At 58.4% G+C, this 25,840-nt stretch carries 27 protein-coding genes; 20 read left to right on the top strand and 7 right to left on the bottom strand.

What is annotated here, in order from left to right; translation table 11 throughout:
• Positions 1-58: 58 nt before the first annotated feature.
• On the bottom strand, positions 59-346 hold the full coding sequence (locus tag MHN28_RS15795) for a YggT family protein (RefSeq protein ID WP_239343434.1): 288 nt from the start codon (positions 344-346) through the stop codon (positions 59-61).
• Positions 347-475: 129 nt separating this feature from the next.
• On the opposite strand from MHN28_RS15795, the gene MHN28_RS15790 reads away from it, so the two are divergent.
• From MHN28_RS15790 to smpB, 10 genes are all read left to right on the top strand, one after another.
• The gene (locus MHN28_RS15790) at positions 476-1,843 is read left to right on the top strand and encodes an MFS transporter (RefSeq protein WP_239343432.1); all 1,368 of its coding nucleotides are present in this window, start codon (positions 476-478) and stop codon (positions 1,841-1,843) included.
• A complete protein-coding gene (gene mepA / locus MHN28_RS15785; protein ID WP_239343430.1) occupies positions 1,840-2,703 on the top strand; it encodes a penicillin-insensitive murein endopeptidase in 864 nt (287 codons plus the stop codon). The genes MHN28_RS15790 and mepA overlap by 4 nt, the downstream gene beginning before the upstream one ends.
• Positions 2,676-3,560 carry an esterase-like activity of phytase family protein gene (locus MHN28_RS15780; protein WP_239343428.1) on the top strand — a complete coding sequence of 295 codons (885 nt, stop codon included), beginning with the start codon at positions 2,676-2,678 and terminating at the stop codon, positions 3,558-3,560. Before mepA ends, MHN28_RS15780 begins: the two co-directional genes overlap by 28 nt.
• Before the next feature lie 91 nt (positions 3,561-3,651).
• Entirely contained in the window at positions 3,652-4,296 is a 645-nt protein-coding gene (locus MHN28_RS15775) for a queuosine precursor transporter (protein WP_239343426.1), read from the top strand.
• Between the two features lie 261 nt (positions 4,297-4,557).
• Positions 4,558-4,977: an alternative ribosome rescue aminoacyl-tRNA hydrolase ArfB gene (gene arfB / locus MHN28_RS15770; RefSeq protein ID WP_239343424.1), complete on the top strand. Its 420-nt coding sequence runs from the start codon at positions 4,558-4,560 to the stop codon at positions 4,975-4,977.
• A gap of 60 nt (positions 4,978-5,037) precedes the next feature.
• A complete protein-coding gene (locus MHN28_RS15765) occupies positions 5,038-5,784 on the top strand; it encodes an SDR family oxidoreductase (protein ID WP_239343422.1) in 747 nt (248 codons plus the stop codon).
• A gap of 81 nt (positions 5,785-5,865) precedes the next feature.
• Entirely contained in the window at positions 5,866-6,882 is a 1,017-nt protein-coding gene (locus MHN28_RS15760; RefSeq protein WP_239343420.1) for a P1 family peptidase, read from the top strand.
• Between the two features lie 113 nt (positions 6,883-6,995).
• Entirely contained in the window at positions 6,996-7,409 is a 414-nt protein-coding gene (locus MHN28_RS15755) for a cytochrome c family protein (RefSeq protein ID WP_239343418.1), read from the top strand.
• Positions 7,410-7,617: 208 nt separating this feature from the next.
• Entirely contained in the window at positions 7,618-8,160 is a 543-nt protein-coding gene (gene idi / locus MHN28_RS15750; protein WP_239343416.1) for an isopentenyl-diphosphate Delta-isomerase, read from the top strand.
• 47 nt (positions 8,161-8,207) lie between these two features.
• Complete coding sequence (smpB, locus tag MHN28_RS15745) at positions 8,208-8,690, top strand: SsrA-binding protein SmpB (protein WP_170382128.1); 483 nt, start codon at positions 8,208-8,210, stop codon at positions 8,688-8,690.
• Between the two features lie 13 nt (positions 8,691-8,703).
• Here the strand turns inward: smpB and glpK are convergent, their stop codons facing one another.
• From glpK to panB, 3 genes are all read right to left on the bottom strand, one after another.
• Entirely contained in the window at positions 8,704-10,182 is a 1,479-nt protein-coding gene (gene glpK / locus MHN28_RS15740) for a glycerol kinase GlpK (protein WP_239343414.1), read from the bottom strand.
• Positions 10,183-10,248: 66 nt separating this feature from the next.
• Positions 10,249-11,091, bottom strand: a complete 843-nt coding sequence (gene panC / locus MHN28_RS15735; protein ID WP_239343412.1) for a pantoate--beta-alanine ligase — start codon at positions 11,089-11,091, stop codon at positions 10,249-10,251.
• Positions 11,088-11,927 carry a 3-methyl-2-oxobutanoate hydroxymethyltransferase gene (gene panB / locus MHN28_RS15730; RefSeq protein WP_239343410.1) on the bottom strand — a complete coding sequence of 280 codons (840 nt, stop codon included), beginning with the start codon at positions 11,925-11,927 and terminating at the stop codon, positions 11,088-11,090. The genes panC and panB overlap by 4 nt, the downstream gene beginning before the upstream one ends.
• A gap of 170 nt (positions 11,928-12,097) precedes the next feature.
• Between panB and MHN28_RS15725 the strand changes: the two genes are divergently transcribed.
• From MHN28_RS15725 to MHN28_RS15700, 6 genes are read left to right on the top strand one after another with little or no spacing between them, the layout of a single operon-like run.
• Positions 12,098-13,585: an ABC transporter substrate-binding protein gene (locus tag MHN28_RS15725; RefSeq protein ID WP_239343408.1), complete on the top strand. Its 1,488-nt coding sequence runs from the start codon at positions 12,098-12,100 to the stop codon at positions 13,583-13,585.
• Positions 13,586-13,644: 59 nt separating this feature from the next.
• Positions 13,645-14,715, top strand: coding sequence for a hypothetical protein (locus MHN28_RS15720; protein WP_239343406.1), 1,071 nt, complete (start codon positions 13,645-13,647; stop codon positions 14,713-14,715).
• 40 nt (positions 14,716-14,755) lie between these two features.
• The gene (locus MHN28_RS15715) at positions 14,756-15,703 is read left to right on the top strand and encodes an ABC transporter permease (RefSeq protein WP_239343404.1); all 948 of its coding nucleotides are present in this window, start codon (positions 14,756-14,758) and stop codon (positions 15,701-15,703) included.
• Positions 15,700-16,515 (top strand): ABC transporter permease, encoded by an 816-nt coding sequence (locus MHN28_RS15710; protein WP_239343402.1) that lies wholly within the window; start codon positions 15,700-15,702, stop codon positions 16,513-16,515. Before MHN28_RS15715 ends, MHN28_RS15710 begins: the two co-directional genes overlap by 4 nt.
• Entirely contained in the window at positions 16,512-18,110 is a 1,599-nt protein-coding gene (locus MHN28_RS15705; protein WP_239343400.1) for an ABC transporter ATP-binding protein, read from the top strand. The genes MHN28_RS15710 and MHN28_RS15705 overlap by 4 nt, the downstream gene beginning before the upstream one ends.
• A 34-nt stretch (positions 18,111-18,144) precedes the next feature.
• A complete protein-coding gene (locus tag MHN28_RS15700; RefSeq protein WP_239343398.1) occupies positions 18,145-19,596 on the top strand; it encodes an aldehyde dehydrogenase family protein in 1,452 nt (483 codons plus the stop codon).
• 3 nt (positions 19,597-19,599) lie between these two features.
• Here the strand turns inward: MHN28_RS15700 and pncB are convergent, their stop codons facing one another.
• The gene (pncB, locus tag MHN28_RS15695) at positions 19,600-20,892 is read right to left on the bottom strand and encodes a nicotinate phosphoribosyltransferase (RefSeq protein ID WP_239343396.1); all 1,293 of its coding nucleotides are present in this window, start codon (positions 20,890-20,892) and stop codon (positions 19,600-19,602) included.
• A 165-nt stretch (positions 20,893-21,057) separates the two neighbouring features.
• On the opposite strand from pncB, the gene MHN28_RS15690 reads away from it, so the two are divergent.
• Complete coding sequence (locus MHN28_RS15690) at positions 21,058-21,591, top strand: hypothetical protein (RefSeq protein WP_239343394.1); 534 nt, start codon at positions 21,058-21,060, stop codon at positions 21,589-21,591.
• On the opposite strand, the gene pncA is transcribed toward MHN28_RS15690, so the two are convergent.
• Positions 21,588-22,181: a bifunctional nicotinamidase/pyrazinamidase gene (pncA, locus tag MHN28_RS15685; RefSeq protein WP_239343392.1), complete on the bottom strand. Its 594-nt coding sequence runs from the start codon at positions 22,179-22,181 to the stop codon at positions 21,588-21,590. The genes MHN28_RS15690 and pncA overlap by 4 nt on opposite strands.
• Before the next feature lie 96 nt (positions 22,182-22,277).
• On the opposite strand from pncA, the gene MHN28_RS15680 reads away from it, so the two are divergent.
• Entirely contained in the window at positions 22,278-23,183 is a 906-nt protein-coding gene (locus MHN28_RS15680; RefSeq protein WP_239343390.1) for a rhodanese-related sulfurtransferase, read from the top strand.
• Positions 23,184-23,258: 75 nt separating this feature from the next.
• The gene (locus tag MHN28_RS15675; RefSeq protein ID WP_239343388.1) at positions 23,259-23,762 is read left to right on the top strand and encodes a potassium channel family protein; all 504 of its coding nucleotides are present in this window, start codon (positions 23,259-23,261) and stop codon (positions 23,760-23,762) included.
• A gap of 4 nt (positions 23,763-23,766) precedes the next feature.
• On the opposite strand, the gene MHN28_RS15670 is transcribed toward MHN28_RS15675, so the two are convergent.
• Positions 23,767-24,096, bottom strand: coding sequence for a hypothetical protein (locus MHN28_RS15670; protein WP_239343386.1), 330 nt, complete (start codon positions 24,094-24,096; stop codon positions 23,767-23,769).
• Between the two features lie 191 nt (positions 24,097-24,287).
• On the opposite strand from MHN28_RS15670, the gene betB reads away from it, so the two are divergent.
• Positions 24,288-25,742, top strand: coding sequence for a betaine-aldehyde dehydrogenase (gene betB / locus MHN28_RS15665; RefSeq protein ID WP_239343384.1), 1,455 nt, complete (start codon positions 24,288-24,290; stop codon positions 25,740-25,742).
• Positions 25,743-25,840 lie beyond the last annotated feature (98 nt).

Below are 25,840 nucleotides of genomic sequence, written 5' to 3'. Positions count from 1 at the left end.
AAGGTTTATCTGCTCTTAAGACAGGACCATCACATACTAAGATTCTGTGAACAAGGCCTCAGACGAAATAGACCGCATTGTTGATCAGGATAATCCGCAGGGCGTAGACGGCCACCAGTACAACCAGAGGCGTCAGGTCCAGCCCGCCCATGTTGGGCAGTACGCGGCGGATCGGGCCATAGATAGGCTCTAATATGCGGTTCAGCCCGTACCAGATTTGCGCAACCAACTGTTGATGCAGATTGAGAACCTGAAAGTTGATCAGCCAGCTCATGATCACATGGGCCAGAATGATGAACCAGACGATGTCCAGGATCAGCAGGAGGATTTGGATCAGCGACAGCATGGGCACTCCGATTTCTAACTAGCCGAGACCTAAGCGCCTCTGTGGCAAAGAGCAAGTGCGCAGCAATAGAACGCTTGCGAATTAGCCCAAAGACCCGTCTTATGAGGGCAATAAAAAACAGGGGCGGTCATGGCAGAAATTTCCAAGCGCAAGCGCATATGGGGCTGGTGGTTTTTCGATTGGGCCAGCCAGCCTTACCACACATTGCTCGTCACCTTTGTTTTTGGACCATACTTCGCCGGGGTTGCCGCCGGGTATTTTGCGGAAACCGGTCTTGATGCCGAAGCCGCCGCAGCGCGGGCACAGACGGTCTGGGCCAACTGCCTGACGATCACCGGGCTTATCATCGCTTTTGGCGCGCCTTTGTTGGGGGCCATGGCCGATGTCTCGGGCCGGCGTATACCGTGGATCTTCGCGTTTTCGGTCATGTATGCCGTGGGCTCCGCCGCGTTGTGGTTCACAATGCCGGACGGGTCCAACATGTGGCTGATGCTGTCGGCCTTTGGGCTTGGTTTCGTCGGTGCGGAATACGCCCTGATCTTCATCAATTCGCAACTGCCCGATCTGGGTGACGACAGTGAAGTAGGTGAGATTTCGGGCTCGGGCTTTGCCTTTGGCTATTTCGGCGGCTTGATCTCATTGGCGATCATGCTGGCCTTGTTTGTCGAGCAACCCAACGGCAAGACCCTGATCGGGATGGATCCGATGTTTGGTCTGGACGCCGCCACGCGCGAGGGTACGCGTTTTGTTGGTCCCTTCACTGCTGGGTGGTTCATCCTGTTCATGGTTCCGTATTTCCTGTGGGTGCGCGATGACGCGCAAATGGAAAAGAAAGGCAGTGTGGGCGAAGCTCTGCGCCTTTTGGGCAAATCCGTTGCCGCTCTGCGTTATCGAGGTAGTCTCGCCAGCTATCTGGGATCGTCCATGTTCTACCGCGACGCGCTGAACGGGCTTTACAGCTTTGGCGGTGTCTATGCGCGGCTGGTGCTGGAATGGGACCTGATCAAGATCGGCGTCTTTGGCATCGTCAGCGTGCTGGCTTCGGCCATCTTTGCGTGGATCGGAGGCAAGATGGATCGAAAATATGGCCCTAAACCGGTGATTTTGGTGGCCATCTGGGTTCTGATCTTCGTCTGCGTCACGGTGGTGTCGATGGACCGGACGCAAATCTACGGAATCTCACTGCCTGAGGGGTCCGGCCTGCCTGATCTGGTCTTCTTTGGCTGCGGTGTTCTGATCGGCGGCATGGGCGGCATTTTGCAATCGGCCAGCCGTTCGATGATGGTGCGCCATACCGACCCCGAGGCACCGGTCGAAAGCTTTGGCCTCTATGGCCTGTCCGGTCGCGCCACTGCTTTTGCGGCCCCTCTACTGATCGGGATTGCCACAACGGCGACCGGCAGCGCGAGACTGGGGGTGTCACCAATCGTTCTGTTGTTTATTCTGGGATTATTCCTGATGCGCTGGGTGAAACCGGAAGGGGATCAGAGCAGATGATAATACTACGTTTTTTGGCAATACTGGCAACAATTGCCCTGGCGAACACAGCCTCGGCACAGCCCCTGGCAAAGCAGTTGTTCGGGGCTCAGAAAGTGAGTTCACAGCAAAAACCGGCCGCCTTCGGCAGTTATTCGCGCGGGTGCGCAGCTGGATCCGTGCAATTGCCCGAGACCGGGCCGACATGGCAAGCGATGCGGCTGTCGCGCAACCGCAACTGGGGGCATCCGGCTGCGATTGACTATGTACAGGACCTCAGCCGATTCGCGGCCAAGCAACCTGGGTGGAATGGTCTCTATATTGGGGATATCAGCCAACCGCGCGGTGGACCGATGACATCCGGGCACCGCAGCCATCAAATGGGTCTGGACATCGATATCTGGATGCTGCCCGGGGACAACATGCGCCTGTCGCGCAAATCGCGCGAGAATATCTCGTCCATTTCGCTGCGCCGGTCCAACGGGGCCTTCGTCAACCAAAACTGGACCAAACAGCACCATGCGGTGCTGCGCGAGGCGGCCAAGGACAAGCGGGTCGCGCGAATTTTCGTGTTTCCCGGCGCCAAGGTCGAAATGTGCAAGAATGAGAAAGGCAATCGCGCCTATCTGCGCAAGATCCGGCCTTGGTGGGGCCATCACTACCATTTCCACGTGCGGCTGAAATGCCCGCGGGGATCCCGTGGTTGCGTTAACCAGGATCCTCCGCCAAAAGGCGATGGCTGTGCCGAGGCGCAGCAATGGGTCAACAACATCCTCAACCCGCCCCCGCCCGACCCGAACGCCCCTGCACCTAAGCCACGACGGGAATACCGATTGGCCGATCTACCTCAGCAATGCGCACAAGTTCTACAATCCAACTGATCATCGCGGTGTTGTTGGCCGGTGCAGTTTGGGCAGTCGATAACAAGGCGACCAGCCGTCTGAGCAGTTTCACCTGGCGTCACACGGCCGAGTGGTTTGGCGGATTTTCCGCCATCCACATAGAGAATGGCGGTCGCGAAATGATCGCCGTGACCGATCGGGCGACACTGGTGACCGCCCGGGTAAATCGCGAGGCTGGCAGTATTGCAGACATCCAAATCACCGGGCACTGGCCGCTTCTTTCCAGCAAAGGTCGGACGTTGACCAAACGTAACGGGGATTCCGAAGGCATAGCTGTTGCGCCGGATGGTGGTCTTCTTATCTCGTTCGAAGGCACGCACCGCGTGGCCTATTATTCGGCTCCGGGTGCATGGGCGCGGGTTTTGCCGCGACCCAAAGTGTTTGACGGCTTTGAAGGCAACGGGTCGCTCGAAGCTTTGGCAATCGATAAATTCGGCCATCTCTATACAATGCCCGAGGAAAACCGCACGAACGCAGGCGATATCCCGGTCTATCGATGGGACGGGCAAGCATGGTCGACGCCTTTTGTCTTGCCGCAACGGGGAAAATACCTGCCGGTTGCGGCCGATTTCGGCCCCGACGGCAGGCTCTATGTACTGGAACGCGACGTTGGCTGGACCGGTTTCCGCTCGCGACTTCGCCGATGGCAGGTCGACGGGGATACCCTGCGCGCTGAAGAGGTTGTGTTTCAATCAGGAACCGGCGCGCATGACAATCTCGAGGGGGTGTCGATCTGGCGCGACGACAAGGGCCGTTTGCGCGCGACGATGGTGTCCGATGACAATTTTCTGGCGCTTCAGCGCACCGAATTGGTCGAATATCTGCTGCCCGATTGACTCGTCCAAAGCAAAAGTCTAGAAGCGCGGCTTGCCTTGGGATGAGCCCTTGGCCAAGTCGCCGCTACCTTGTCAAAACGGGCATCTGAAAATGCAACGCGCTTACATTCCCGGCATCATTGCCATGGCCGCCATTGTCGTGGCCTCGAACATTCTGGTCCAGTTTCTGCTGCTTGATGGTCTTTTGACCTGGGGCGCATTCACCTATCCGCTGGCCTTCCTCGTCAACGACATCATGAATCGCGTCTATGGCGTAGGTCCGGCCCGCAAAGTTGTGTTTGCCGGTTTCCTGACAGGTGTCGTCTGCTCGCTGATCGGAACGCAGATCATGCTTCAGGGCGACGGATTCACCTATGCTGCCGTGCCTTTGCGTGTCGCCGTTGCATCCGGTACCGCATTCCTGATCGCGCAATTGACTGACATCACTGTATTCAATTCGCTGCGTGGTGGCCGCTGGTGGCGTGCCCCGTTGGCGTCGACCCTGGTGGGGTCTGCGCTGGACACCACGTTGTTCTTTACCATCGCCTTTTCGGCCTCGGTCACGATTTTCGGCGCGGACGCCGACGCCGCAATCAGCTGGGCGTGGGAGCCTGTACCCTTCATGCTGACCGGTCCGATGGCACCGCTGTGGGTGACGTTGGCCTTTGCCGATTGGCTGGTGAAACTGTCGCTTGCCCTGATCGCGCTGATCCCGTTCAAGGTGATCGTTGCGCGGTTGACCGCTCAGCCCGCGTAAAAAAACGTTTTGAATTTCGTGCAACTCGTGGCACGATTCCAGTAACGGAAACAGTTTGAAAGGAGGTGACCCAATGTCGAGAAAGGGATTGGAGAGAGGTGTTGGAACAACCGGGGGGACCGCCTGTTAAGGTAGCCCTTGGCGGAGCGTTCGCTCCGGCTGGTCGATTGATCTAACCGACCCAACCTCCTGAGCTTTCGAAGGGCCGTCCCATTGGGGCGGCCCTTTTTGTTTTGGGATCAAGCCTGTAAGATCGCGTCCATGCTGCGTATCAACGACGATATCACCCTGCAGGACTGGGAGATGACCGAGAGCTTTGTCCGCTCATCGGGTCCCGGCGGGCAGAACGTGAACAAGGTGTCCACCGCCGTTGAGCTGAGGTTCGAGGCAGCGCGTTCTCCTTCGTTGCCCGACCCGGTCAAGACGCGGCTCAAGCGGCTGGCAGGGCGGCGCTGGACCAAAGAGGGTGCGATCATCATTCAATGCGACGAGACCCGCAGCCAGGCGCGCAACCGTGAAATTGCACGTAACCGACTGGCCGAGCTCATCGTCCGCGCTACGGTTAAGCCCAAGCGCCGTATCGCCACCAAACCCACCTATGGTTCGGTCAAGCGACGTTTGGCTTCCAAAAAGGCACGGTCGGACGTGAAGGCCCTGCGCGGCAAGGTGTCCGAAGATTGATCTGGTATCTTTGCGGCGCTTCGCTACTCTGACCCGGCGCAGCTGCAAGAGGACAAGATCATGAGGTTAGAGGGAAAAACCGCAATCGTGACCGGTAGCGCATCAGGCTTTGGCGCCGGTATCGCGCGGAAGTTCCTGTCCGAAGGCGCGCGGGTCATGATCGCTGATATCAATGGCGATGCGGCCGAGGTTCAGGCCAATCAGCTGGGGCCGAACGCCTTTGCCCATCAGGTTGATCTGGCCAACGGCCCATCAGTGCAAGGAATGGCGGATGCGGCTTTTGACCGGCTCGGACATCTCGACATTCTGGTCAACAACGCCGGCGTCACCCATCTGCCCACCCCGCTTGAGGATGTGAGCGAAGAGGATTTCGACCGCGTGTTCAACGTGAACATGAAGTCCGTATATCTGACTGCGCGCGCATTGGTTCCACATATGAAATCGCGCGGCACCGGGGCGATCCTGAATGTTGCCTCGACTGCGGGGCTGTCGCCGCGTCCGAACCTCAACTGGTACAACGCCTCCAAGGGTTGGATGATCACCGCAACCAAGACCATGGCGGTTGAGCTGGCTCCATCGGGGGTCCGGGTGAATGCGATCTGTCCGGTGGCAGGGGAAACGCCACTGCTCAAATCCTTTATGGGAGAAGATACGCCCGAAGTACGCGCCAAGTTCCTTTCGACAATCCCACTGGGCCGCTTTTCAACACCCGAAGACATGGCGAATGCGGCCTGTTTCCTGTGTTCGAATGAGGCCAGCATGATCACCGGCGCAGCGCTAGAGGTCGACGGTGGCCGCTGTATCTGATCCGCTCTTCATCTGGCCAAAAATACCTCCGCCGGAGGCAGCGCGCCCGCGCGCTTTCCGGCCTCAATGTCAAAGATAGCGATGAACCCCGGACCCCGAAACCTAATCACCGATGTCCCCGGCCTGCTGGTTGGCAATGCGCAGGATGATGCGCTGAAATCCGGCACTACGGTACTGACGGCGGCGGACCCCTTCATGGCCTCGGTTCACGTCATGGGCGGCGCGCCCGGAACGCGGGAAACCGATCTGCTGGCCCCGGACAAATCGGTTTCGCGTGTTGATGCCATCGTTCTTTCGGGAGGCTCGGCGTTTGGCTTGGACGCCTGTTCCGGGGTATCCGATGGATTGCACGCGCAGGGTCGCGGGTTTCAGGTTGGCAGCGCGGTTGTGCCCATCGTGCCCGGCGCGATCCTGTTTGACCTGCTGAATGGCGGCGACAAAGGGTGGGGCGAAAACCCCTATCGGGCCCTCGGGCGTCGGGCCCTCGCCGCCGCCTCAGAGGAGTTCGATCTGGGAACCGCGGGCGTGGGCACCGGGGCACTGGCCGCCATGCACAAAGGCGGGCTGGGGTCGGCCTCGATGGTGATGGAGAACGGGGTCACGGTCGGCGCATTGGTTGCGGCCAATCCGTTGGGCAGCGTCACCACGCCCGGAGACCGCCATTTCTGGGCGGCTCCGTTTGAAATCGGCGATGAATTCGGCGGATTGGGGCCTGATTCCAGCACTGGCCTTGGTCGCACGGTCGACAGCCGCAAGGCGAAAGCGATGCGGCCGGCCGAACCAGACAAGGCCAACACCACGATCGCCATTGTTGCCACGGATGCGACCTTGACCAAACCGCAGTGCCAGCGACTGGCCGTGGCGGCACATGATGGCATCGCGCGCTCCATTGTTCCCGCGCATACGCCGGGCGATGGCGATCTGGTGTTTGGTGTCAGTACCGGCGCACGGGAACTTCAGACGGACGCTGATCTGGGCCTTTTGGGACACGTGGCCTCGCTGTGCCTCGCGCGGGCCATTGCCCGAGCGGTGTATCTGGCCTCGCCGGCAATGGGCGATCTTTTGCCCTGTTGGTCCGGCTCACATGACTTAAGTTAAGGACGGCCCATATGCCGCAGTGGCACAGTGCCCTCGCGCGGCAATCTGCGCGTTGACTCTTTATTGCGCCGACGGTCCATTCGGTGCAGCCAATTCGTATCGGAGCAAAAGCTATGAATCGCATCCTCGCGACCGCAATCGTCGGCCTGCTGGCCCTTCCCGCATATGCCGAAGGTGACGCCGAAGCCGGCAAGAAAACCTTCAACAAGTGCAAATCCTGCCACCAGATTGCTGACCCGGAAGGTGAAGTGATCGTCAAAGGCGGTAAGACCGGTCCGAACCTTTACGGAATCGCTGGCCGCACCGCGGGCACCGTTGAAGGGTTCAAATATGGCGACAGCATCGTTGCCGCTGGCGAAAACGGTCTGGTCTGGGACGAGGCCACCTTTGTGGAATACGCTCAGGACCCCAAAGCGTTCCTGAAAGATTATCTGGGTGAAACTTCGGCCAAGTCCAAGATGACCTTCAAGCTGAAGAAGGGTGCCGAAGACGTCTACGCCTATATCGCCAGCGTTTCCGGCGAATAACGCCTGATACATCGCACCCCATGAGGTTACAAAAGGCCGCAGCCCCTGCGGCCTTTCGTGCGCTTGATAACCGTGTGGATCAGCGCCACCTTGGACGCGCGCAGTTTTTCATGCATTGCACGCATGGCTTCGCAGAGCCAAGCCGACCCGGCCGCAGCCAATTTCGAATTTCTGGCCTTTCACGCGGATCGGCAGCAGGAGACGACAGATGGGAATCATGATCCCGGCCTGGGTTGATGGCGAGTTGACCCCAGTGGACAAGCTCGAGGCGCATGAAAAGGGCCTGCGGCACAAGGCGGTGTCGGTCTTTGTCGTGCGCGGCACCGAGATTTTGCTGCAGCGCCGGGCCATGGGTAAATACCACACCCCCGGCCTGTGGGCGAATACGTGCTGCACCCATCCTGACTGGGGCGAGACGCCCTCGGAATGCGCGGTGCGCCGATTGAAGGAAGAACTGGGGATCACCGGCCTTTACCCGGAATACCGTCACCGGCTGGAATATCACGCCGATGTCGGCAACAACATGATTGAGCACGAAGTGGTCGACATCTTTCTGGCGCATGTCCGTGGCCCGTTGAAAATCGAGCCTAATCCGGAAGAAGTCATGGATATCCGCTGGACCGACTACCACGATCTTCTGGCCGAGGTGCAGCGCCACCCCGAGCGGTTTACGCCGTGGCTCAAGATCTATCTGCACAATCATGCCGACACGATTTTCGGCCCCGATCTGATTATCTCGGCCAAGTCCTGACGGCTTCGGCTTGCAAGGGGCGCTCAAGCCGCCTAAATCAACGCGTCATGGCCAAGCAAAAGCAGAAGACTGACCCGAATTACAAAGTCATCGCCGAAAACCGGCGTGCCCGCTTCGATTACGCGATCGAAGAGGATATCGAGTGCGGCATCGTTCTGGAGGGGTCCGAGGTCAAATCCCTGCGCGCGGGCGGGTCGAACATCGCCGAAAGCTATGCCTCGGTTGATGATGGGGAGCTTTGGCTGATCAACAGCTATATCGCGCCCTATGAGCAGGCGAAGGTCTTCAAGCATGAAGAACGTCGCCGTCGCAAGCTGCTGGTGTCCCGCAAAGAGCTGTCGAATCTGTGGAACGCGACCCAGCGCAAAGGCATGACGCTGGTGCCGCTGGTTTTGTATTTTAACCACAAGGGCCGGGCGAAGCTTAAAATCGGCATCGCAAAGGGTAAGAAGCTGCACGACAAGCGTGAAACCCAGGCCAAACGGGATTGGTCACGTCAGAAACAGCGGTTGATGAAGGATCACAGCTGATCCTTCACCGGTTTCAGAACGCCATGGCGGCGGAAACGGCGCGTTTCCAGCGGTCGTAGGCGGCGTCCCGTTCTTTGGCGGACAATTCTGGTTTGAACCGGCGGTCCAACTCCCAGGTTTCCGAGAAACCTTGTTGGTCCGGGTAAATGCCGGCCCGCATTCCGGCCAGCCACGCCGCGCCCAAGGCTGTGGTTTCCTGCATCACCGGCCTGTCAACCTCGGCCCCCAGATAATCCGACAGTCCCTGCATGGCCCAGTCCGAGGCACTGGCGCCGCCATCGACGCGCAGGGTGACATCGGTATCCGCGCCCCAGTCGCCCTGCATGGCGTGCCACAAATCGCGAGTCTGGTAGGCGATGCTTTCCAGTGTTGCGCGGGCAAACTCAGCCCGGCCCGAGTTTCGGGTTAGTCCGAAGACCGCACCCCGGCAATCGGGTTTCCAATAGGGCGCGCCGAGGCCGGTGAACGCGGGCACAAGTACCACGTGCTGATTTGGGTCGGCTTGCTGCGCCAACTCGCCGCTTTCCGGGGCGGTTTCGATGATCTGTAACGCGTCACGCAGCCATTGCACCGCAGCGCCTGCCACAAAGATCGAGCCCTCCAGCGCATAGGTTCGTTTGCCGTCCAACTGATAGGCAATCGTGGTCAGCAAGCGGTTCTTCGACTCAACCGGTTTGTCGCCCGTGTTCAGCAGCGCGAAACAACCCGTGCCATAGGTCGATTTCATCATGCCTGGTTGAAAACAGGCTTGTCCGATCGTGGCCGCCTGCTGGTCACCTGCCACGCCCAAAATTGGGATATTTCCCCCAAATAGAGTCGTTTCTCCGAAGTCCGAGGCGCAATCATGTACCTCGGGCAGCATGTTCATGGGCACGTCCAGCAGGTCGCAGATCTCAGCGCTCCATTCGCCCTTATGGATGTCGAACAGCAGGGTGCGCGCGGCATTGGTGGCGTCGGTGGCGTGGCTGCGGCCTTCGGTCAGGCGCCAGATCAGGAAGCTATCGATAGTGCCGAACATCAGCTCTCCGGCCTCGGCACGTTCCCGCGCGCCGGGAACAGTGTCCAGCAGCCATTTGACCTTGGTGCCCGAGAAATAGGGGTCCAGCAGAAGCCCGGTCTGGCCAGTCACATCATCCTCGCATCCAGCTTGTTTGTAGCGAGCGCAAATCTCGGCCGTGCGGCGGTCCTGCCAGACGATGGCATTATGAACGGGTTCACCTGTGGCGCGATCCCACACAATTGTGGTTTCGCGCTGGTTGGTGATGCCGATACCGGCGATCTGATCTGGCGTGACACCGGTGGTTTCCATAACCTCGCGGCAGACTGCCAGGACACTGGTCCAGATTTCTTCGGCGTCGTGTTCGACCCAACCTTCCTGCGGAAAGTGCTGGGTGAATTCCTGCTGCGCGGTACCTGCGCGCTGCATGTCTGCGTCGAAAAGAATTGCCCGCGATGATGTGGTGCCCTGATCAATGGCAAGAATATAGGTCACGCCTGCGCCCCTCCCGTTTCGTTTTGCGGGACTTTAGCGCAAACAATAACACTCGTGCCAGAGCGTTCAGACAGGAATATTGTCGATCAGCCGCACGCCATCCGCCCAGGCCGCAGCAAACAGTCGGGTGGGTCGGGTTGCGTGGGACAGTGGCTCCAGGTTTTCGGCGCAGCGCAGTTGCACATACTCCACCTGCGTGAAGCCGGCGGCCAGCAGATCGGCTTCGGCTTTTGCCGCCAGCTGATCAAATTGCGCACCGTCTTTCAGGGCGTTGGCCAGATCGCGCATGATGCGGTGCTTGTTGGCAGCGATATCCAGCCCTTCGGGCGACAGGCGCAGATTGCGCGAGGACATGGCCAGACCGGACGGCTCGCGCACCGTGGGGCAGCCGACCACTTCGGTCGGAATGTCCAGATCGCGGGCCATGCGGGTCACGATCATCAGCTGCTGATAGTCTTTTTCCCCGAAATAGGCTCGATCTGCCTGCGTTTGCAGGAACAGCTTGGCCACGACCGTGGCGACTCCGTCGAAATGGCCGGGACGAAATTCACCCTCCATCACATCAGTCAGACCCGCAACAGATACGGTGGTGGCAAAGCCCTGCGGATAGATTTCTTCGGGTTCCGGCACGTAGATCGCGTCGACGCCGTAAGGCACCAGTTTCTGCGCATCTTCGATTTCGGTGCGTGGGTATTTCTCAAGATCTTCGGGATTGTTGAACTGTTTGGGGTTCACAAAGATCGTCACAATAACGCGGTCGCAACCTGCCTTAGCGGCCTCAACCAGAGACAAGTGGCCCTGATGCAATGCGCCCATGGTCGGGACAACGCCGATCGACTCGCCCTTGCGCTTCCAGTCCGAGGTCAAAGCACGCAGGTCGGCCAGACGGCGCAGAATTGGGGCAGTCATGTCTTGGGTCCTTTGGTCGGGGCCTGATCGGCAAAGACATGTTCGTCCGCCGGGAAGGTTCTTGCGCGCACTTCGGCGGCGTATTCGGCGATGGCGGCTTCGGCCAATGGACCAAGCTCAGCATAGCGCTTGACGAATTTCGGTTTGAAGGCGGTGAAAAAACCGACCATGTCGTCCACGACCAGGATCTGGCCGTCGCATCCGGCCGAAGCTCCGATACCGATGGTCGGGATGGTGATTTCAGCGGTGATCTGATCGGCCAGACCTTGCGGTACTTTTTCCAGCACGACCGAGAACGCACCGGCTTCCGCTACAGCGCGGGCATCGGCAAGAACGGCCTCGGCCTGTTCGTCGCGACCCTGAACCTTGTAGCCACCCAGCGTGTTGATCGATTGCGGCGTCAGACCGATATGCGCCATCACCGGGATGCCACGCTTGACCAGAAAGCGGATGGTTTCGGCCATTTCGACGCCCCCCTCCAGCTTGACCGCACCTGCGCTGGTTTCCGACATCAGCCGCGCGGCATTGCGGAACGCCTCCGCCGGCGAATGCTCATAACTGGCAAAGGGCATGTCGATGACCATCATCGCCTTGCTCAGACCGCGCGAAACGGCCTGACCGTGCATCACCATCATCTCCATCGTCACGCCCAGCGTCGATTCCAGGCCGTGCAGCACCATGCCGACGCTGTCGCCCACCAGTACAAAATCGCAATGGGCATCCATCAACCGCGCCATCGGCGTCGTATAGGCGGTCAGGCTGACCAGAGGATCGCCACCTTTTCGGGCGCGAATATCCTCGGCGTTCGGGGCTTTTTTGCGGGCCGTGGCGCTCATCGTCGCTCCTCCGGTTGTCATGTTGCAGCGCGGCATAGCAGAAGGGAACGGGCCATAGAAACCCCGGTTGCGCGAACATTTCCTTGAATGACCTGAGGTTTACGGGGAAATTGGTTACAGAAAGGCCCAAAAAATCACAGGGTTCCATGTTTCAGTGGGGAGATATTTACATGACAAAGCAGACATTTCGGTCCTTTGCTTCGGTGCTGGCGGTCAGCGCCAGCCTGTTTGGCACACAGGTATTCGCCAAATCCGACATTACGATCGCGATGCAGCTTGAGCCGCCGCATCTGGACCCGACCAGCGCCGCGGCGCAAGCCATCGATTCGGTGGTCTATACCAATATCTTCGAAGGCCTGACCCGCTTTATGGGCGACGGATCGGTGGTCCCCGGTCTGGCGGAAAGCTGGGAAATTTCGGACGACGGCACCGTCTATACTTTTAAGCTGCACGATGGGGTGACATTCCACGACGGCACCACGATGGATGCCGAGGACGTCAAGTTCAGCTTGGATCGCGCCCGGTCCGAGGACAGCGCAAACGCGCAAAAGGCCCTGTTTGCCGGGATCGAAAGCATCGAAGTGGTCGACCCACTGACCGTCAAAGTGACTCTGTCCGAGCCGAATGGAAATTTCCTGTTCAACCTAGCCTGGGGCGACGCGGTGATCGTTGCGCCCGAGAGTATTGAGAATATCAAGACCAACCCGGTCGGAACCGGAGCCTTTACCTTTGGCGAATGGGTGCAGGGCGACAGCATCACGCTGAACCGGAACCCGGACTACTGGGGTAATCAACCTGCGTTAGAGACTGCTACGTTTAAATTTATCTCGGACCCGACGGCGGCTTTTGCCGCGATGATGGCCGAGGATATCGATGTGTTCGACAATTTCCCCGCGCCAGAGAACCTGCCTCAATTTGAGGCTGATCCGCGTTTTCAGGTGCTTGTCGGATCGACCGAGGGGGAAACCATTCTGTCGACCAACAACAAGATGCCACCCTTCGATGATATTCAGGTGCGACAGGCTTTGGCCCACGCCATTGATCGCCAGGCGATTATAGATGGTGCCATGTTTGGTTATGGCACGCCCATCGGTACGCACTTTGCCCCGCATAACCCTGCCTATGTCGATCTGACCGGGAAATCGGCCTACGACCCCAAGAAAGCGGCTCAGATGCTGGCTGACGCAGGATATGCTGACGGAATTCAAACGACGCTGCACTTGCCGCCACCATCTTATGCCCGACGTGGAGGGGAAATCGTGGCCGCGCAGTTGGCCGAGGTTGGGATCACCGCTGAAATCATCAATGTAGAGTGGGCCCAGTGGCTGGAAACCGTGTTCAAGGGCAAGGATTTCGGCTTGACCATCGTCAGCCACACCGAGCCGATGGACATCGGGATCTATGCGCGGCCCGATTATTATTTCCAATATGACAGCACCGATTTCCAGGCGCTGATGGATACGCTGAATTCGACCACGGACCCCGAAGAACGAACCCGCCTGCTGGGGGAGGCACAGCGCCTGATCTCAACTGACTACGTCAACGGGTACCTGTTCCAGCTGGCCAAGCTGGGCGTGGCCAAGGCCGGTGTGCAGGGGCTTTGGAAAAATGCGCCTACCGCTGCAATTGACCTGACACAGATCAGCTGGTCCGAGTAATCTGAAGCAGGGACCCATAGTTCCGGGTCCCTGCGCCCTGTGTATTGAGTAAGTTACTGATGACTTTGTTTCGTGCCCTGACCCTGACCTTTTTGACCGCCGCGATGATGGCAGCGTCGCTGGGGCCGGTCAGAGCACAGAACATTCTGGATAATCGGTTGGACGCTCTGGTTGGCACACCCGAAAACCCGCTGGACGTCGGTATCGGCATCAAGATCGATCAGATCACCAGCGTCGACCAGAAGGCCGAGAATTACGGCGCCGTTGTCGTGCTGCGTGTTGAATGGACCGATCCGGCGCTGGCTTTTGACCCACAAGAAGTGGGGCGGGATATCCGGGTGTTTAATCCTCCGGCGCTGGCCGATCATGCCGCTGAGATCGGGACGGTGGTGCCTGCATTCGTCATTCACAATCAACAATCCAACAGGTGGATACACGAATCCGCTGCTTCGTTGCGGTACGATGGCCGTGTGCTTTACGTCGAGAAATCCTCGCTGACATTGCAAGCCCCGCATTTCGACTTTCGCAAATACCCGTTCGACACGCAGGAGTTTTATTTCGAGGTCGTTTCGATCTTTCCGTCCCAATATGTGTCCTACTACCCGCTGGAAGAGTTCTCGGGCCTGGGGGATTTGCTGGGCGAGGAGGAGTGGATCCTTGAAAATGCGCGAATTGAGACGTCTCAGGTGACCGGCCTGTCAGGTCAGAACAGCGATCAGGTCGCTCTGGTGTTTGAGGGGCACCGGCACCTGACCTATTACGTTATCCGAGTGTTCCTGCCGATGCTGGTGCTGATCACGGTCGGCTGGGCATTGTTCTTTCTGGATGAATACCGTCGTCGGATCGAAATTGCCGGGGGCAATCTGCTGGTGTTCGTGGCCTTCAACTGGGCCATTTCCGCAGACCTGCCAAAGCTGGGCTACCTGACATTTCTGGATTTTGTTCTGCAATGCATGTTCCTGATGACAGGGGCACTGATCGTGTTCAACGTTGCCCTGCGCAGATTGAAGATCTCGGGGCGCGAAACCGGCGCGCGTAAGCTGGACAACTACGCGATCAAGTGGATCTATCCGCTGGGCTATGCTGCAATCGTCGGTTACGCGGTATTTGCCTATCTTCTGGTGCCATAGGTGCTGGACCCGCGGCATATGTGACCCTAACGTGGCCTCAATGCTTCGCTATGCTCTCAAACGTCTGATATCGCTGGTAATCAGCCTGGCTGTTGCCTCGGTGGTCATCTTCGCCGTGATCGAGGTGGCACCGGGCGATCCGGCATCCTTCATGCTTGGCGTCAACGCGCAGGAAGATACGCTCGAAGCGTTACGGGCCGAGCTGGGATTGGATGTCTCCAAGGTTCAGCGGTATTTCAACTGGGTCAGCGGGATGTTGGTGGGGGACTTCGGAACATCCTACACCTATCGCACACCTGTTTCGCAGATGATCGCGGACCGGCTGTGGGTCTCGCTGCCCTTGGCGCTGTATGCACTGGCCTTGTCGACAGCAATTGCATTTCCGGTAGGTATCTATGCTGCCGCCCGCAGGGGTAAGCCGGGCGATCTGACGGTGATGGGGGCAACGCAACTGGGTATTGCCGTGCCGAATTTCTGGTTCGCGATGATGCTGGTCCTGATCTTTGCCATCAACCTGCGCTGGTTCAATGCCGGAGGGTTCTCAGGCTGGGACAAAGGATTCTGGACCGGGATACACTCCCTGACCTTGCCAGCAATCGCGCTGGCCCTGCCGCAGGCGGCCATTCTGGCGCGGGTTATGCGGTCGTCCCTGTTGGATATCCTGGGTGAGGATTTCATGCGCACTGCGCGGGCCAAAGGGCTTTCGCGTCGTCAAGCGCTGTGGCAGCACGGGGTACGCAATGCGCTGATTCCGGTTCTGACCATCATCGGTTTGCAGTTTTCGTTCCTGCTGGCGGGATCAATCATCATCGAACAGGTGTTCTATCTGCCCGGCCTCGGGCGGCTGGTGTTTCAAGCGATCTCGGCCCGCGATCTGATCGTGGTGGAATCCGTGGTCATGCTGCTGGTCTTTGCCGTCATCACGGTGAACTTTTTGGTCGATCTGGCCTATGCCGCTGTTGATCCAAGGTTAAGGAGCCGGACATGAGCCGTAGCCTGATCCTTGGTGCATTCCTGTCATCGCTGGTCCTGCTGGCAGCGCTGGTGTCATTTGTCTGGACGCCCTACGATTACGCCGCGCTGAACATCCCCGACAAGCTGCAACCACCAAGCGCGCAGCACTGGTTCGGCACAGATCATTTCGGCCGGGACATGTTCTCGATGATCATGGTTGGCGCGCGCACATCTATTGCGGTGGCTCTGGTGGCGGTTGGTATCGGCATGGCGCTGGGCGTGCCTTTGGGCCTGGCAGCAGCCGCGCGCAAGGGATCCTGGCTGGACGAGTTGATCATGCGCGGCAACGATCTGGTTTTTGCTTTCCCTTCATTGGTCATCGCCATCCTGATCACTGCCGTACTCGGTGCCGGAGCCATCAACGCCATAATCGCCATCGGCATCTTCAACATCCCCGTCTTCGCCCGCATCACTCGTGGCGCGGCCCTGTCACTATGGGAGAGTGAGTTTATTTTGGCCGCGCGGGTCTCGGGCAAAGGGGCTGCACGGATATCGGCCGAGCATATCTTGCCCAATGTGGCCAACCTTCTGATCGTTCAGGGTACTATCCAGTTCTCGCTGGGTATTCTGGCTGAGGCGGGCTTGTCCTATGTTGGTCTTGGGGCACAACCACCGACGCCCAGCTGGGGGCGAATGCTGGCTGACGCGCAGACAATGTTCAGTTTTGCCCCGCATTTGGCTCTGATTCCCGGTCTGGCGATCATTGTTACAGTGCTTGGGCTGAACCTGCTGGGCGACGGCCTTCGCGACTGGCTGGACCCCCGGATCAGGGTGGCGCGCGCATGAGTTTGCTTCAGATCGAAAACCTGTCGCTGTCCATTCACGGGGCGGACATCCTGAAACAAGTTAATCTGTCCATTGCACCGGGTCAGATCGTGGCCGTTACGGGTGAAAGCGGGTCGGGCAAGTCGATGACTGCACTCGCGGTAATGCAGCTTTTGCCGAACGGGGCTGAAGCGGAGGGTGCGATCCGATTGAATGGCCATGATCTGGTGAACCGTCCCGAGAGTGACATGTGCGCCCTGCGTGGTGCCTCGATCGGCATGGTGTTTCAGGAGCCGATGACCGCATTGAACCCGGTCAAAACCATCGGCGATCAGGTGATGGAATCCATCTTGATCCACAAGGCCATGCCGCGCGCGCACGCCCACGACCGGGCTGCGGAAGTGCTGAGCCGGGTTGGGCTGCCTCCGGATCGATTTCCTCTATCCCGTTTCCCTCACGAATTGTCCGGCGGTCAGCGCCAGCGCGTCGTGATCGCCATGGCCATTGCCTTGCGCCCGAAACTTCTGATCGCGGATGAACCGACCACCGCGCTGGATGTGACGACACAGGCGCAAATCCTCGACCTGCTCAAAGGGCTGGTATCAGAATACGGCATGGGCCTGCTGATGATCACCCATGATCTGGCTGTCGTTGCAGGTATGGCCGACCAGATCGTTGTGATGCGTCACGGCGAAGTGGTTGAAACCGGCGCGACCAGTCATCTGTTGCGTCATATGCAGCATCCATACACCCGCATGCTGTTCGAAGCTTCGGGCCATCAGGTAGCGTTGCCCGAAACTGCGCAGTCGCAGCCGCTGCTTGAGGTGACCAACGTCGTGCGCGACTACCGATTACCTCGGAAACGGCTGTTCGATACGCCACAACATCACCGGGCTGTGGATCGCGTCAGCTTTACCCTCAACCGGGGTGAGCGCTTGGGGTTGGTTGGGGAATCCGGATGCGGGAAATCGACCCTAACTCGGGCGATATTGGGGCTTGAGGAGGTACAGGTCGGCGACATTCGTCTGGACGGTCAACCAGTGTTTTCGGGCCACAAACCCAATCTGGCGGTGCGCCGCAAGATGCAGGTGGTCTTTCAGGACCCCTACGGCAGCTTCAACCCTCGTCACCGCGTTGCCCGTCTGGTTACTGAGCCGTTTCACCTGCTCGACTCCCCACCCAGGGGAAGGGAGATGGAAGACCGGATCGCAGAAATGCTGACAGCTGTGGGCCTGAGCCCCGATGACATGGGAAAGTACATCCATGAGTTTTCCGGCGGTCAACGGCAGCGGATCGCCATCGCACGTGCCTTGATTATTCGCCCGGAACTGATCCTGTTTGATGAGGCGGTTTCGGCCCTCGACGTTTCGGTCCGGGCGCAGATCCTCGATCTGCTGGCCGAACTGTGCGAGGCCTATGATCTGACCTACCTGTTTATCAGCCACGATCTGAGCGTCGTACGCACCATCACCGATCGCGTAATGGTGATGCGGGCTGGCAAGATCGTGGAAGAAGGGGACACGGAAAGCGTCTTCTCTGACCCGCAACATCAATACACGAAAGACCTGATCAATGCTGCGCCGACTTTACCGGATTTTGGTCAGGAAGTAGCATGAATACCCTGTGTTAGAGCCGAATAAGGAGACTCACATGTCCTGCCCCCTTTGGTTTGATCCCAGCCTGTGTCTGATTGGCGGCAGCTGGATTGCGCCTGCGTCGCAAAAGACTTTGCCGTTGATCAACCCTTCGGAAGGTTCGGAAATCTGCCGGATCGCTGCGGGTGATGCGCAGGACGTGGACGCCGCCGTCATCGCTGCGCAAACCGCGCTGAGCGGTGAATGGGGGTGCATGACGGCGCTGGAACGTGGCCGTATCCTGACCCGTCTGGGGCAGTTGGTGACCGCGCGCGTCGACGAGTTGGCGGCGCTTGAGGCCATGGATGTGGGCAAGCCACTGACCCAGGCGCGGGCAGACGCCGTGGCTCTGGCACGGTATTGTGAATTCTACGGCGGGGCTGCGGACAAGGTGATGGGCGAGACCATCCCGTATCTGGACGGTTATACTGTCTATACCCTGCGCGAACCGCATGGCGTGACCGGGCATATCGTGCCTTGGAATTACCCAATGCAGATCATTGGCCGTTCAGTCGGCGCTGCGCTGGCGATGGGCAATGCGTGTGTTCTGAAACCTGCGGAAGAGGCCTGTCTGACCGCGTTGGCCTTTGCGCATCTGGCACAAGAGGCAGGTTTACCCGCCGGTGCGTTGAACGTTATCCCCGGATTAGGGGCAGAGGCCGGGGCTGCACTGTCGGGTCATCCAGACGTGCACCATATCTCGTTCACCGGCTCGGTCGCTACCGGCGCGCTTGTGCAACAGGCGGCGGGGCGCAATGTGGTGCCGGTTACGCTGGAGCTGGGGGGGAAGTCGCCCCAGCTGGTTTTCGACGATGCCGATCTGGACGCTGCGCTGCCATTTCTGGTCAATGCGGGCATTCAGAATGCGGGGCAGACCTGTTCGGCCTCATCGCGCATTCTGGTGCAGCGGGGCGTCTATGATCAGGTCAGACAGCGCATGGCGGCGGCCTATGCGGACCTGACCGTTGGCCCGGCGCAAGAGGATCTGGGCGTTGGTCCCCTGATTTCCGCTCGTCAGAAGGACATTGTTGAGGGGTTTCTGGCCAAGGGCGCGGACCTATCTGTTGCGGGCCAGGGGCAGATTGCCGATGGCACCCCGCCCGAGGGCGCTTATGTTCTGCCGACGCTGTTCGCAGATGTCCCCCCGGATCACGTTCTGGCCAAGGACGAAATCTTCGGCCCGGTTCAGGTTCTGATCCCGTTTGACACCGAAGAAGAAGCGGTGCGGATCGCCAACGGCACCGATTATGGGCTGGTGGCCAGCGTCTGGACACGCGATGGTGCGCGGCAGATGCGGTTGGCAAAGCAGCTGCATTCGGGGCAGGTGTTTATCAACAACTACGGTGCGGGCGGCGGTGTTGAACTGCCCTTTGGCGGCGTCGGAAAATCCGGCCACGGTCGCGAAAAGGGGTTCGAGGCCCTTTACGGGTTCTCACAGCTGAAAACCGTCGCAGCCTTTCATGGCTAGAGACTAAACGATCACCTCGATTGCCTCTTGTATGCCCACTCCAAACACACGTTTGTAGCGTGCGATTTCATCCTTTGGTCCCATCGCCTTTTCGGGGTTGTCCGACAGTTTCACGGTTGGCTGACCATTGGCGGAAACCGCTTTGCAGACCAGAGAGAACGGTGCCAGCGCGTCATTTGGCACAAGCCCGCGGAAATCGTTGGTCAGCAAAGTGCCCCAACCAAACGAGACTTTGGTGCGTTGGGCAAACTGTGTGTGCAACTCTCGGATCTTTTCGACGTCCAACCCATCAGAAAAGATAACGCGTTTTTCCATGGGGTCTTCCCCGCGCGAATTCCACCAATCGATAGCCGTTTCCGCGCCCGCCGCCGGATCGCCACTGTCGATCCGAATGCCGGTCCAACCCGCCAGCCAATCAGGTGCGCGGTCGAGAAATCCCTGAGTGCCATAGGTGTCCGGCAGGATGATGCGCAGATTGCCGTCATGTTCCTCGTGCCAATCACTCAGCACGTCATAAGGGGCCTGCGCTAGCTGGGCGTCATCCTTGGCCAAAGCAGAATACACCATCGGCAGCTCGTGCGCGTTGGTGCCGATGGCTTCGACCTCGCGCCGCATGGCGATCAGGCAGTTCGAAGTACCGGTAAACGACGGCCCCAACCCCTCGATCATGGCTTGCACACACCAGTCCTGCCACAGGAAGCTATGTCTGCGGCGAGTCCCGAAATCGGCGATCCCCAGCCCGTCAATTTCCCGCAGTTTCTCGATTTTCTCCCAAACGCGGGTCATGGCGCGGGCATACAACACCTGCAGTTCGAACCGCCGCATGTCGTTCAGCACCGCGCGCGAACGCAGTTCCATCAGAACGGCCAGGGCCGGGATTTCCCACAGCATGACCTCGTGCCATTTGCCCTCGAAGGTCAGTTCGTACTGATCACCCTTCCGTTCCAGGTGATAGGGCGGCAGGCGCAGGCTTTCGAACCATTCCATGAAATCCGAGCGAAACATCTGGCGTTTGCCATAGAACGTGTTCCCCCGCAGCCAGGTGCTTTCCCCCCGGCTGAGGCTGAGCGAGCGGATGTGATCCAACTGCTCGCGCAGCTCGCCCTCGTCGATGAGTTTGGCCAACGGAATGTGATTCGACCGGTTTATCAGTGAAAAAGCCACGTCCGTTTGGGGCTTATTTCGAAACACTGACTGGCACATCAGCAGTTTGTAGAAATCCGTGTCGATCAAAGACCGTACAATCGGGTCAATCTTCCATTTATGATTGTACACACGCGTCGCAATATCGACCATGGGGAACTCCTGCGATTTCCGTTGTTAGATCAATCGGTGCGTGGAATGGCAAGAGTCGCTAGAATGATAACAATGACAAGGTCAGGTCACAATCCGAGCATATTGTGTAGTCTTTTCACCGTTTAGTGAAAAGAAAGGGATGGTTGAACAAGGTTAAGTTGGTGAATGGTTCTCGAGTACGATTTTGACATCGTTGTTGGTGAACAGCGGGAAAAAGATCCCAATTCAGCGCAATCCGACGCGTCGAGCGGTGCGACTGCACGCGCGCAGTTTCGCAATGTCAAAACCGCTGACGCCCTTAGAGCTGCATCGCCCAAAATCCGAAAAATCTTTCAGGATGCCGGGTTTGATCTGGAATCCACCAGCAGTGACCTGACACATGGGTTCTTCCCGCCGCACGACATGCCCGAGCGCGAGCGGATTTTACGCGCATTATTCGCCAATATTCGCGATATGGGAATTCAGGGCGAATATTGCGGTGAGTTCGATTTCCATCGCTTTTTGGATGACGTCAGAACGGCCAAACCGCGCAACGAGCAACGCCCGAAAGTCGAAAACTGGAAACCAAACCCACGCTACAAATCACCCGCGACGCCAGAGCGCCGGACATTGCCGGGACGAATTGGCATCGCACTAGGATTGGCGGTGATTTTGTTTGCAGTGCTCAGGTATCTTGCCGAAAAAGGTTCCGCGCCTTAGATCAGCGCAACGCCAGCGTCACGCATCGCAGCCTCTGCCGCTGCCAGCGAACCGTCGAGGTCAATTGCACGGCAAGCGTCCAAACGAACGGTGACATCAAAACCCAACCGAGCGGCGTCAACGGCCGAGAAATGCACGCAGAAATCCGTCGCCAGACCAACAAGGGTCAGCTTGGTGATGCCGCGTGATTTCAGATACCCTTCCAATCCTGTTGGGGTCTTCTGATCGTTTTCGAAAAAAGCCGAGTAACTGTCGATACCGGGCCGAAACCCTTTGCGAATGACCAGATCGGCGTGCGTTTTCAGGTCCGGGTGAAAGCTGGCTCCCTCGGTGCCCTGAACACAGTGATCCGGCCAAAGGACCTGCGGTCCGTAATGCATGTCGGTCATGTCAAAAGGATTCTTGCTGTCATGTTCGCTGGCGAAGGAAGAATGCCCAGCCGGGTGCCAGTCCTGCGTCAGGATCACGGTGTCGAACTCGTCCATCATCGCGTTGATGGGTGCCACGACTTCATCGCCGCCTGGTACGGCCAGCGCTCCGCCGGGGCAAAAGTCGTTTTGAACGTCGACTACAATCAGGGCATGGGTCATCGGGGTCTCCTCGCATTGTCTTATCGGTAGGGGGCTGGGCGGAAGGCGTCAATCCGGTCCCTTGCGACTCTTGGCCAGCAGGTTTAGACCGCGCGCATGTATACGATCGCTGCTCTTTATCACTTCACCCGTTTTGCGGATCACGTTGCCCTGCGCGAGCCGCTGCTGGATCTTTGCCGTGCGCAATCGGTGAAAGGCACATTGTTGCTGGCCGCCGAAGGGATCAACGGCACCATCGCCGGTCCCCGCGCCGGGATCGATGCGGTTCTGGCCCATATCAAAGCCTTGCCCGGATGCGCCGATCTGGAGTGGAAAGAAGCCACGTCTGATAATCCCCCCTTTGGCAAGATGAAGGTGCGACTGAAGAAAGAAATCGTTACCATGGGCCAGCCGGATGTCGATCCGCGCGCCCGCGTCGGCAACTATGTCGAGCCCGAGGAATGGAACGATCTGATCCGATCCGATGATGTGGTGGTGATCGACACCCGCAACGATTACGAGGTGGCGATTGGCACGTTTGAGGGCGCAATAGACCCTGAAACGGCCAGTTTCCGCGATTTCCCGGCGTGGTGGGAAGAAAACAAGGACCGCTTTCACAACAAGCGCGTCGCCATGTTCTGCACCGGCGGCATCCGCTGTGAGAAATCGACCAACTTCCTGCTGGGGCAGGGGGTCGAGGACGTTTATCACCTCAAGGGTGGTATCCTGCGCTATCTCGAAGAGATGCCTGCGGACGACAGCATCTGGCAGGGTGAGTGCTTTGTCTTCGACAATCGCGTCTCCGTCGGTCACGGACTGGTCAAGGGGCCGCACAATCTGTGCCACGGTTGCCGCCGTCCCATCCTGCCTGAAGACATGAAGCGACCGGAATACGAGCATGGCGTGTCTTGCCATCAATGTATCGATGAGACGTCAGAGGCAGACAAAACCCGTTTCCGCGAGCGTCAAAAACAGATCCTGCTGGCGCGTCAGCGCGGTCAGGAACATCTTGGGTTCGAATAGTCGCCAATTGTTAAGGCTTGCGGGCGCACGTCGGAATCCTGATGATCCTGTCAGACCCTAAACACCGGAGTGACCATGCACAGCGACCCGAAAACCCTGGATGAGTGGAAGTCGACACTGGTCGCAGCCCTTGGTCTGGTCGTTGTCAGCTTTTTGGCATGGTACGGATTTTCTCGGCTGAGCGAGGCCACCGCCGGTGACAGGATCGGCACAGTGACAACCGTTTTGCTTGTACTCTGGCTGATTTCGCAAACCTGGTATTACATGACTCAGGTTAAATCGCCCAAGCGGCAGCTGTTGCTGATGGGGATATCCTTTATTCAGGTCGTGCCGTTCCTGTTCGCAGCCGTTTACGGATCATTTGGGTATTACGACCTGTGCGTTGTCGGCGCCAAAGGGCCGTCGGATGTTCTGTATTTCTCTTACGTCACCTTTACGACCGTCGGCTTTGGTGACCTGCACCCTGCGGGCCTGTGCCGGGGGCTGGCCGTGGCCGAGGCGATCACCGGTTATATTCTGCTTGGATTGTTTGTCGCGGCCGCAGTCGGAATCTATGCCCGCAGCCACACCCGCGCCTGACGGGCTACTTGTTGTGGTCGATCCACAGGGACATGGCTTGCTTGTCCCGGAAACACTCAGGTGGAATTGGTCGACGTTTGGTGCGGGAAATCCGCTCGGCAAAGGCAACCTGCTTACCAGTCGGGTAATTCGCAAAGGGCGACGGGTCGACGGATTTATGGGCGGAAATCCAAGCTGACATTGACTTGCGATCCCGTTGCGCCTCGACCGGGATTTCCAAAGCTGACTGCTGCGCGATGGCGCGAGCATAGCGCATTTGCCGGTCCGTAACAGGCAGCAGATGATAGTCGTTCGTCGGTCCGCCGAGGACGGATTCTCGGGTCGTGTGGGCCATCGGGTGATCCTCTGACTATGTAGAACATAAATGGAACATTAACCATTATTTTCAAGAGGGGGTGGTTTTGACTCGGCAGGAAATTGCTGGTCACGCGTTTTGTTGACTGACCAATCAATAAAAGATAAACGCGATTTAAACCGTATCGGCGCCCGGCTCAGACGGCGCTTTTGAACCTAAAAGGACCCGTCATGCAATTTCAGCCCAAGGCGAGCCATTTCATCAACGGCGAGTATGTCGAAGATACCAGCGGCGCACCCATTGACGTGATTTACCCCGCCACCGGTGAGGTCATTGCGCGCCTGCACTCGGCCACACCCGACATCGTGAATCAGGCTCTAACCAGTGCAAAAAATGCGCAGACAGAGTGGGCCGCCATGTCCGGGACCGAGCGTGGACGGGTTCTGCGTCGCGCTGCGGACATCATGCGAGACCGCAATCGCGAGCTTTCGATCCTGGAGACTCACGACACCGGCAAACCCTTGCAGGAAACTCTGGTGGCCGATGCAACCTCGGGCGCGGACGCTCTGGAGTATTTCGGGGGCTTGGCCGCATCACTTACGGGTGAGCATATCCCGCTGGGTGGAGGTGACTTTGTTTATACCATTCGCGAAGCGCTGGGCGTTTGTGTCGGTATCGGCGCGTGGAACTATCCAACCCAGATCGCCTGTTGGAAAGGTGCCCCGGCACTGGCCTGCGGCAACACTATGATCTTCAAACCTTCGGAAACCACGCCTCTGTCGGCCCTGCAAGTGGCTGAGATTCTGATCGAGGCCGGTGCGCCTAAAGGTGTCTACAATGTCATTCAGGGCTATGGCGACGTTGGCGCATCGCTTGTGACTGACCCGCGCGTCGCTAAAGTATCGCTGACGGGTTCGGTGCCCACCGGGCGGAAAGTCTATGCCGCTGCCGCCGATGGCATGAAACACGTGACGATGGAACTTGGCGGCAAATCCCCCATGATCGTGTTCGATGACGCGGATATCGAAAACGCCGTGTCGGGTGCGATCCTGGGCAACTTCTATTCTTCGGGGCAGGTCTGTTCGAACGGCACTCGCGTCTTTGTGCAAAAAGGCATCAAGGAAGCCTTTCTCAACCGCCTCTCGGAACGTCTTGAAAGCGCAGTTATTGGCGATCCGCTGGACGAAGAGGTCAATTTTGGACCAATGGTCAGCGAAAACCAGCTAAATATTGCGTTGAGCTATGTCGAAAAGGGCAGGGCCGAAGGTGCGCGTCTGGTCTTTGGCGGCGAGCGGATTGCTGGCGACGGTTTCTACATGCAGCCCACCGTATTTGCGGATGTGGCAGACGACATGACCATCGCGTGCGAGGAAATCTTTGGCCCGGTTATGTCCGTGCTGGACTTCGAAACTGAAGAAGAGGTGATGGCTCGTGCCAATGACACCGAATTCGGTCTGGCCGCCGGCGTGTTCACCAATGACCTGACCCGTGCGCACCGCATCGTGGCCGGGTTCGAGGCAGGCACCTGCTATATCAACACCTATAACCTGGCACCGGTTGAGGCTCCGTTTGGCGGCTCTAAAATGTCAGGTGTCGGGCGTGAGAACTCGAAACTGGCGATCAATCACTTCAGTGAAATGAAGACAGTCTACGTTTCGATGAACGACGTCGAAGCGCCCTACTGATCAAAACCGGCTATCAAGGCTCTGTTCCCGACATTTGACGTCGGGAACAGAGCATAAGCTGCCTTCGACCTGTGGCTGACTTCTGCCAAAGGGCGCTG

Source organism: Ruegeria sp. Ofav3-42 (genome assembly GCF_022347725.1).
Classification (GTDB): Bacteria; Pseudomonadota; Alphaproteobacteria; order Rhodobacterales; family Rhodobacteraceae; genus Ruegeria.
Note: the sequence above shows the minus strand (reverse complement) of the source record. Positions and strands in the feature narration are given on the sequence as shown.

What these genes read in the sequence shown, in the direction of transcription:
- MHN28_RS15775 (WP_239343426.1), top strand. Translation starts at nt 3,652, where the DNA reads ATGCAACGCGCTTACATTCCCGGCATCATTGCCATGGCCGCCATTGTC.
- mepA (WP_239343430.1), top strand. Translation starts at nt 1,840, where the DNA reads ATGATAATACTACGTTTTTTGGCAATACTGGCAACAATTGCCCTGGCG.
- MHN28_RS15715 (WP_239343404.1), top strand. Translation starts at nt 14,756, where the DNA reads ATGCTTCGCTATGCTCTCAAACGTCTGATATCGCTGGTAATCAGCCTG.
- MHN28_RS15705 (WP_239343400.1), top strand. Translation starts at nt 16,512, where the DNA reads ATGAGTTTGCTTCAGATCGAAAACCTGTCGCTGTCCATTCACGGGGCG.
- MHN28_RS15680 (WP_239343390.1), top strand. Translation starts at nt 22,278, where the DNA reads ATGTATACGATCGCTGCTCTTTATCACTTCACCCGTTTTGCGGATCAC.
- MHN28_RS15725 (WP_239343408.1), top strand. Translation starts at nt 12,098, where the DNA reads ATGACAAAGCAGACATTTCGGTCCTTTGCTTCGGTGCTGGCGGTCAGC.
- MHN28_RS15760 (WP_239343420.1), top strand. Translation starts at nt 5,866, where the DNA reads ATGAACCCCGGACCCCGAAACCTAATCACCGATGTCCCCGGCCTGCTG.
- MHN28_RS15765 (WP_239343422.1), top strand. Translation starts at nt 5,038, where the DNA reads ATGAGGTTAGAGGGAAAAACCGCAATCGTGACCGGTAGCGCATCAGGC.
- MHN28_RS15780 (WP_239343428.1), top strand. Translation starts at nt 2,676, where the DNA reads ATGCGCACAAGTTCTACAATCCAACTGATCATCGCGGTGTTGTTGGCC.
- MHN28_RS15720 (WP_239343406.1), top strand. Translation starts at nt 13,645, where the DNA reads ATGACTTTGTTTCGTGCCCTGACCCTGACCTTTTTGACCGCCGCGATG.
- betB (WP_239343384.1), top strand. Translation starts at nt 24,288, where the DNA reads ATGCAATTTCAGCCCAAGGCGAGCCATTTCATCAACGGCGAGTATGTC.
- pncA (WP_239343392.1), bottom strand. Translation starts at nt 22,181, where the DNA reads ATGACCCATGCCCTGATTGTAGTCGACGTTCAAAACGACTTTTGCCCC.
- MHN28_RS15795 (WP_239343434.1), bottom strand. Translation starts at nt 346, where the DNA reads ATGCTGTCGCTGATCCAAATCCTCCTGCTGATCCTGGACATCGTCTGG.
- panC (WP_239343412.1), bottom strand. Translation starts at nt 11,091, where the DNA reads ATGACTGCCCCAATTCTGCGCCGTCTGGCCGACCTGCGTGCTTTGACC.
- arfB (WP_239343424.1), top strand. Translation starts at nt 4,558, where the DNA reads ATGCTGCGTATCAACGACGATATCACCCTGCAGGACTGGGAGATGACC.
- MHN28_RS15710 (WP_239343402.1), top strand. Translation starts at nt 15,700, where the DNA reads ATGAGCCGTAGCCTGATCCTTGGTGCATTCCTGTCATCGCTGGTCCTG.
- MHN28_RS15700 (WP_239343398.1), top strand. Translation starts at nt 18,145, where the DNA reads ATGTCCTGCCCCCTTTGGTTTGATCCCAGCCTGTGTCTGATTGGCGGC.
- smpB (WP_170382128.1), top strand. Translation starts at nt 8,208, where the DNA reads ATGGCCAAGCAAAAGCAGAAGACTGACCCGAATTACAAAGTCATCGCC.
- panB (WP_239343410.1), bottom strand. Translation starts at nt 11,927, where the DNA reads ATGAGCGCCACGGCCCGCAAAAAAGCCCCGAACGCCGAGGATATTCGC.
- idi (WP_239343416.1), top strand. Translation starts at nt 7,618, where the DNA reads ATGGGAATCATGATCCCGGCCTGGGTTGATGGCGAGTTGACCCCAGTG.
- MHN28_RS15790 (WP_239343432.1), top strand. Translation starts at nt 476, where the DNA reads ATGGCAGAAATTTCCAAGCGCAAGCGCATATGGGGCTGGTGGTTTTTC.
- MHN28_RS15690 (WP_239343394.1), top strand. Translation starts at nt 21,058, where the DNA reads ATGGTTCTCGAGTACGATTTTGACATCGTTGTTGGTGAACAGCGGGAA.
- MHN28_RS15675 (WP_239343388.1), top strand. Translation starts at nt 23,259, where the DNA reads ATGCACAGCGACCCGAAAACCCTGGATGAGTGGAAGTCGACACTGGTC.
- MHN28_RS15670 (WP_239343386.1), bottom strand. Translation starts at nt 24,096, where the DNA reads ATGGCCCACACGACCCGAGAATCCGTCCTCGGCGGACCGACGAACGAC.
- MHN28_RS15755 (WP_239343418.1), top strand. Translation starts at nt 6,996, where the DNA reads ATGAATCGCATCCTCGCGACCGCAATCGTCGGCCTGCTGGCCCTTCCC.
- pncB (WP_239343396.1), bottom strand. Translation starts at nt 20,892, where the DNA reads ATGGTCGATATTGCGACGCGTGTGTACAATCATAAATGGAAGATTGAC.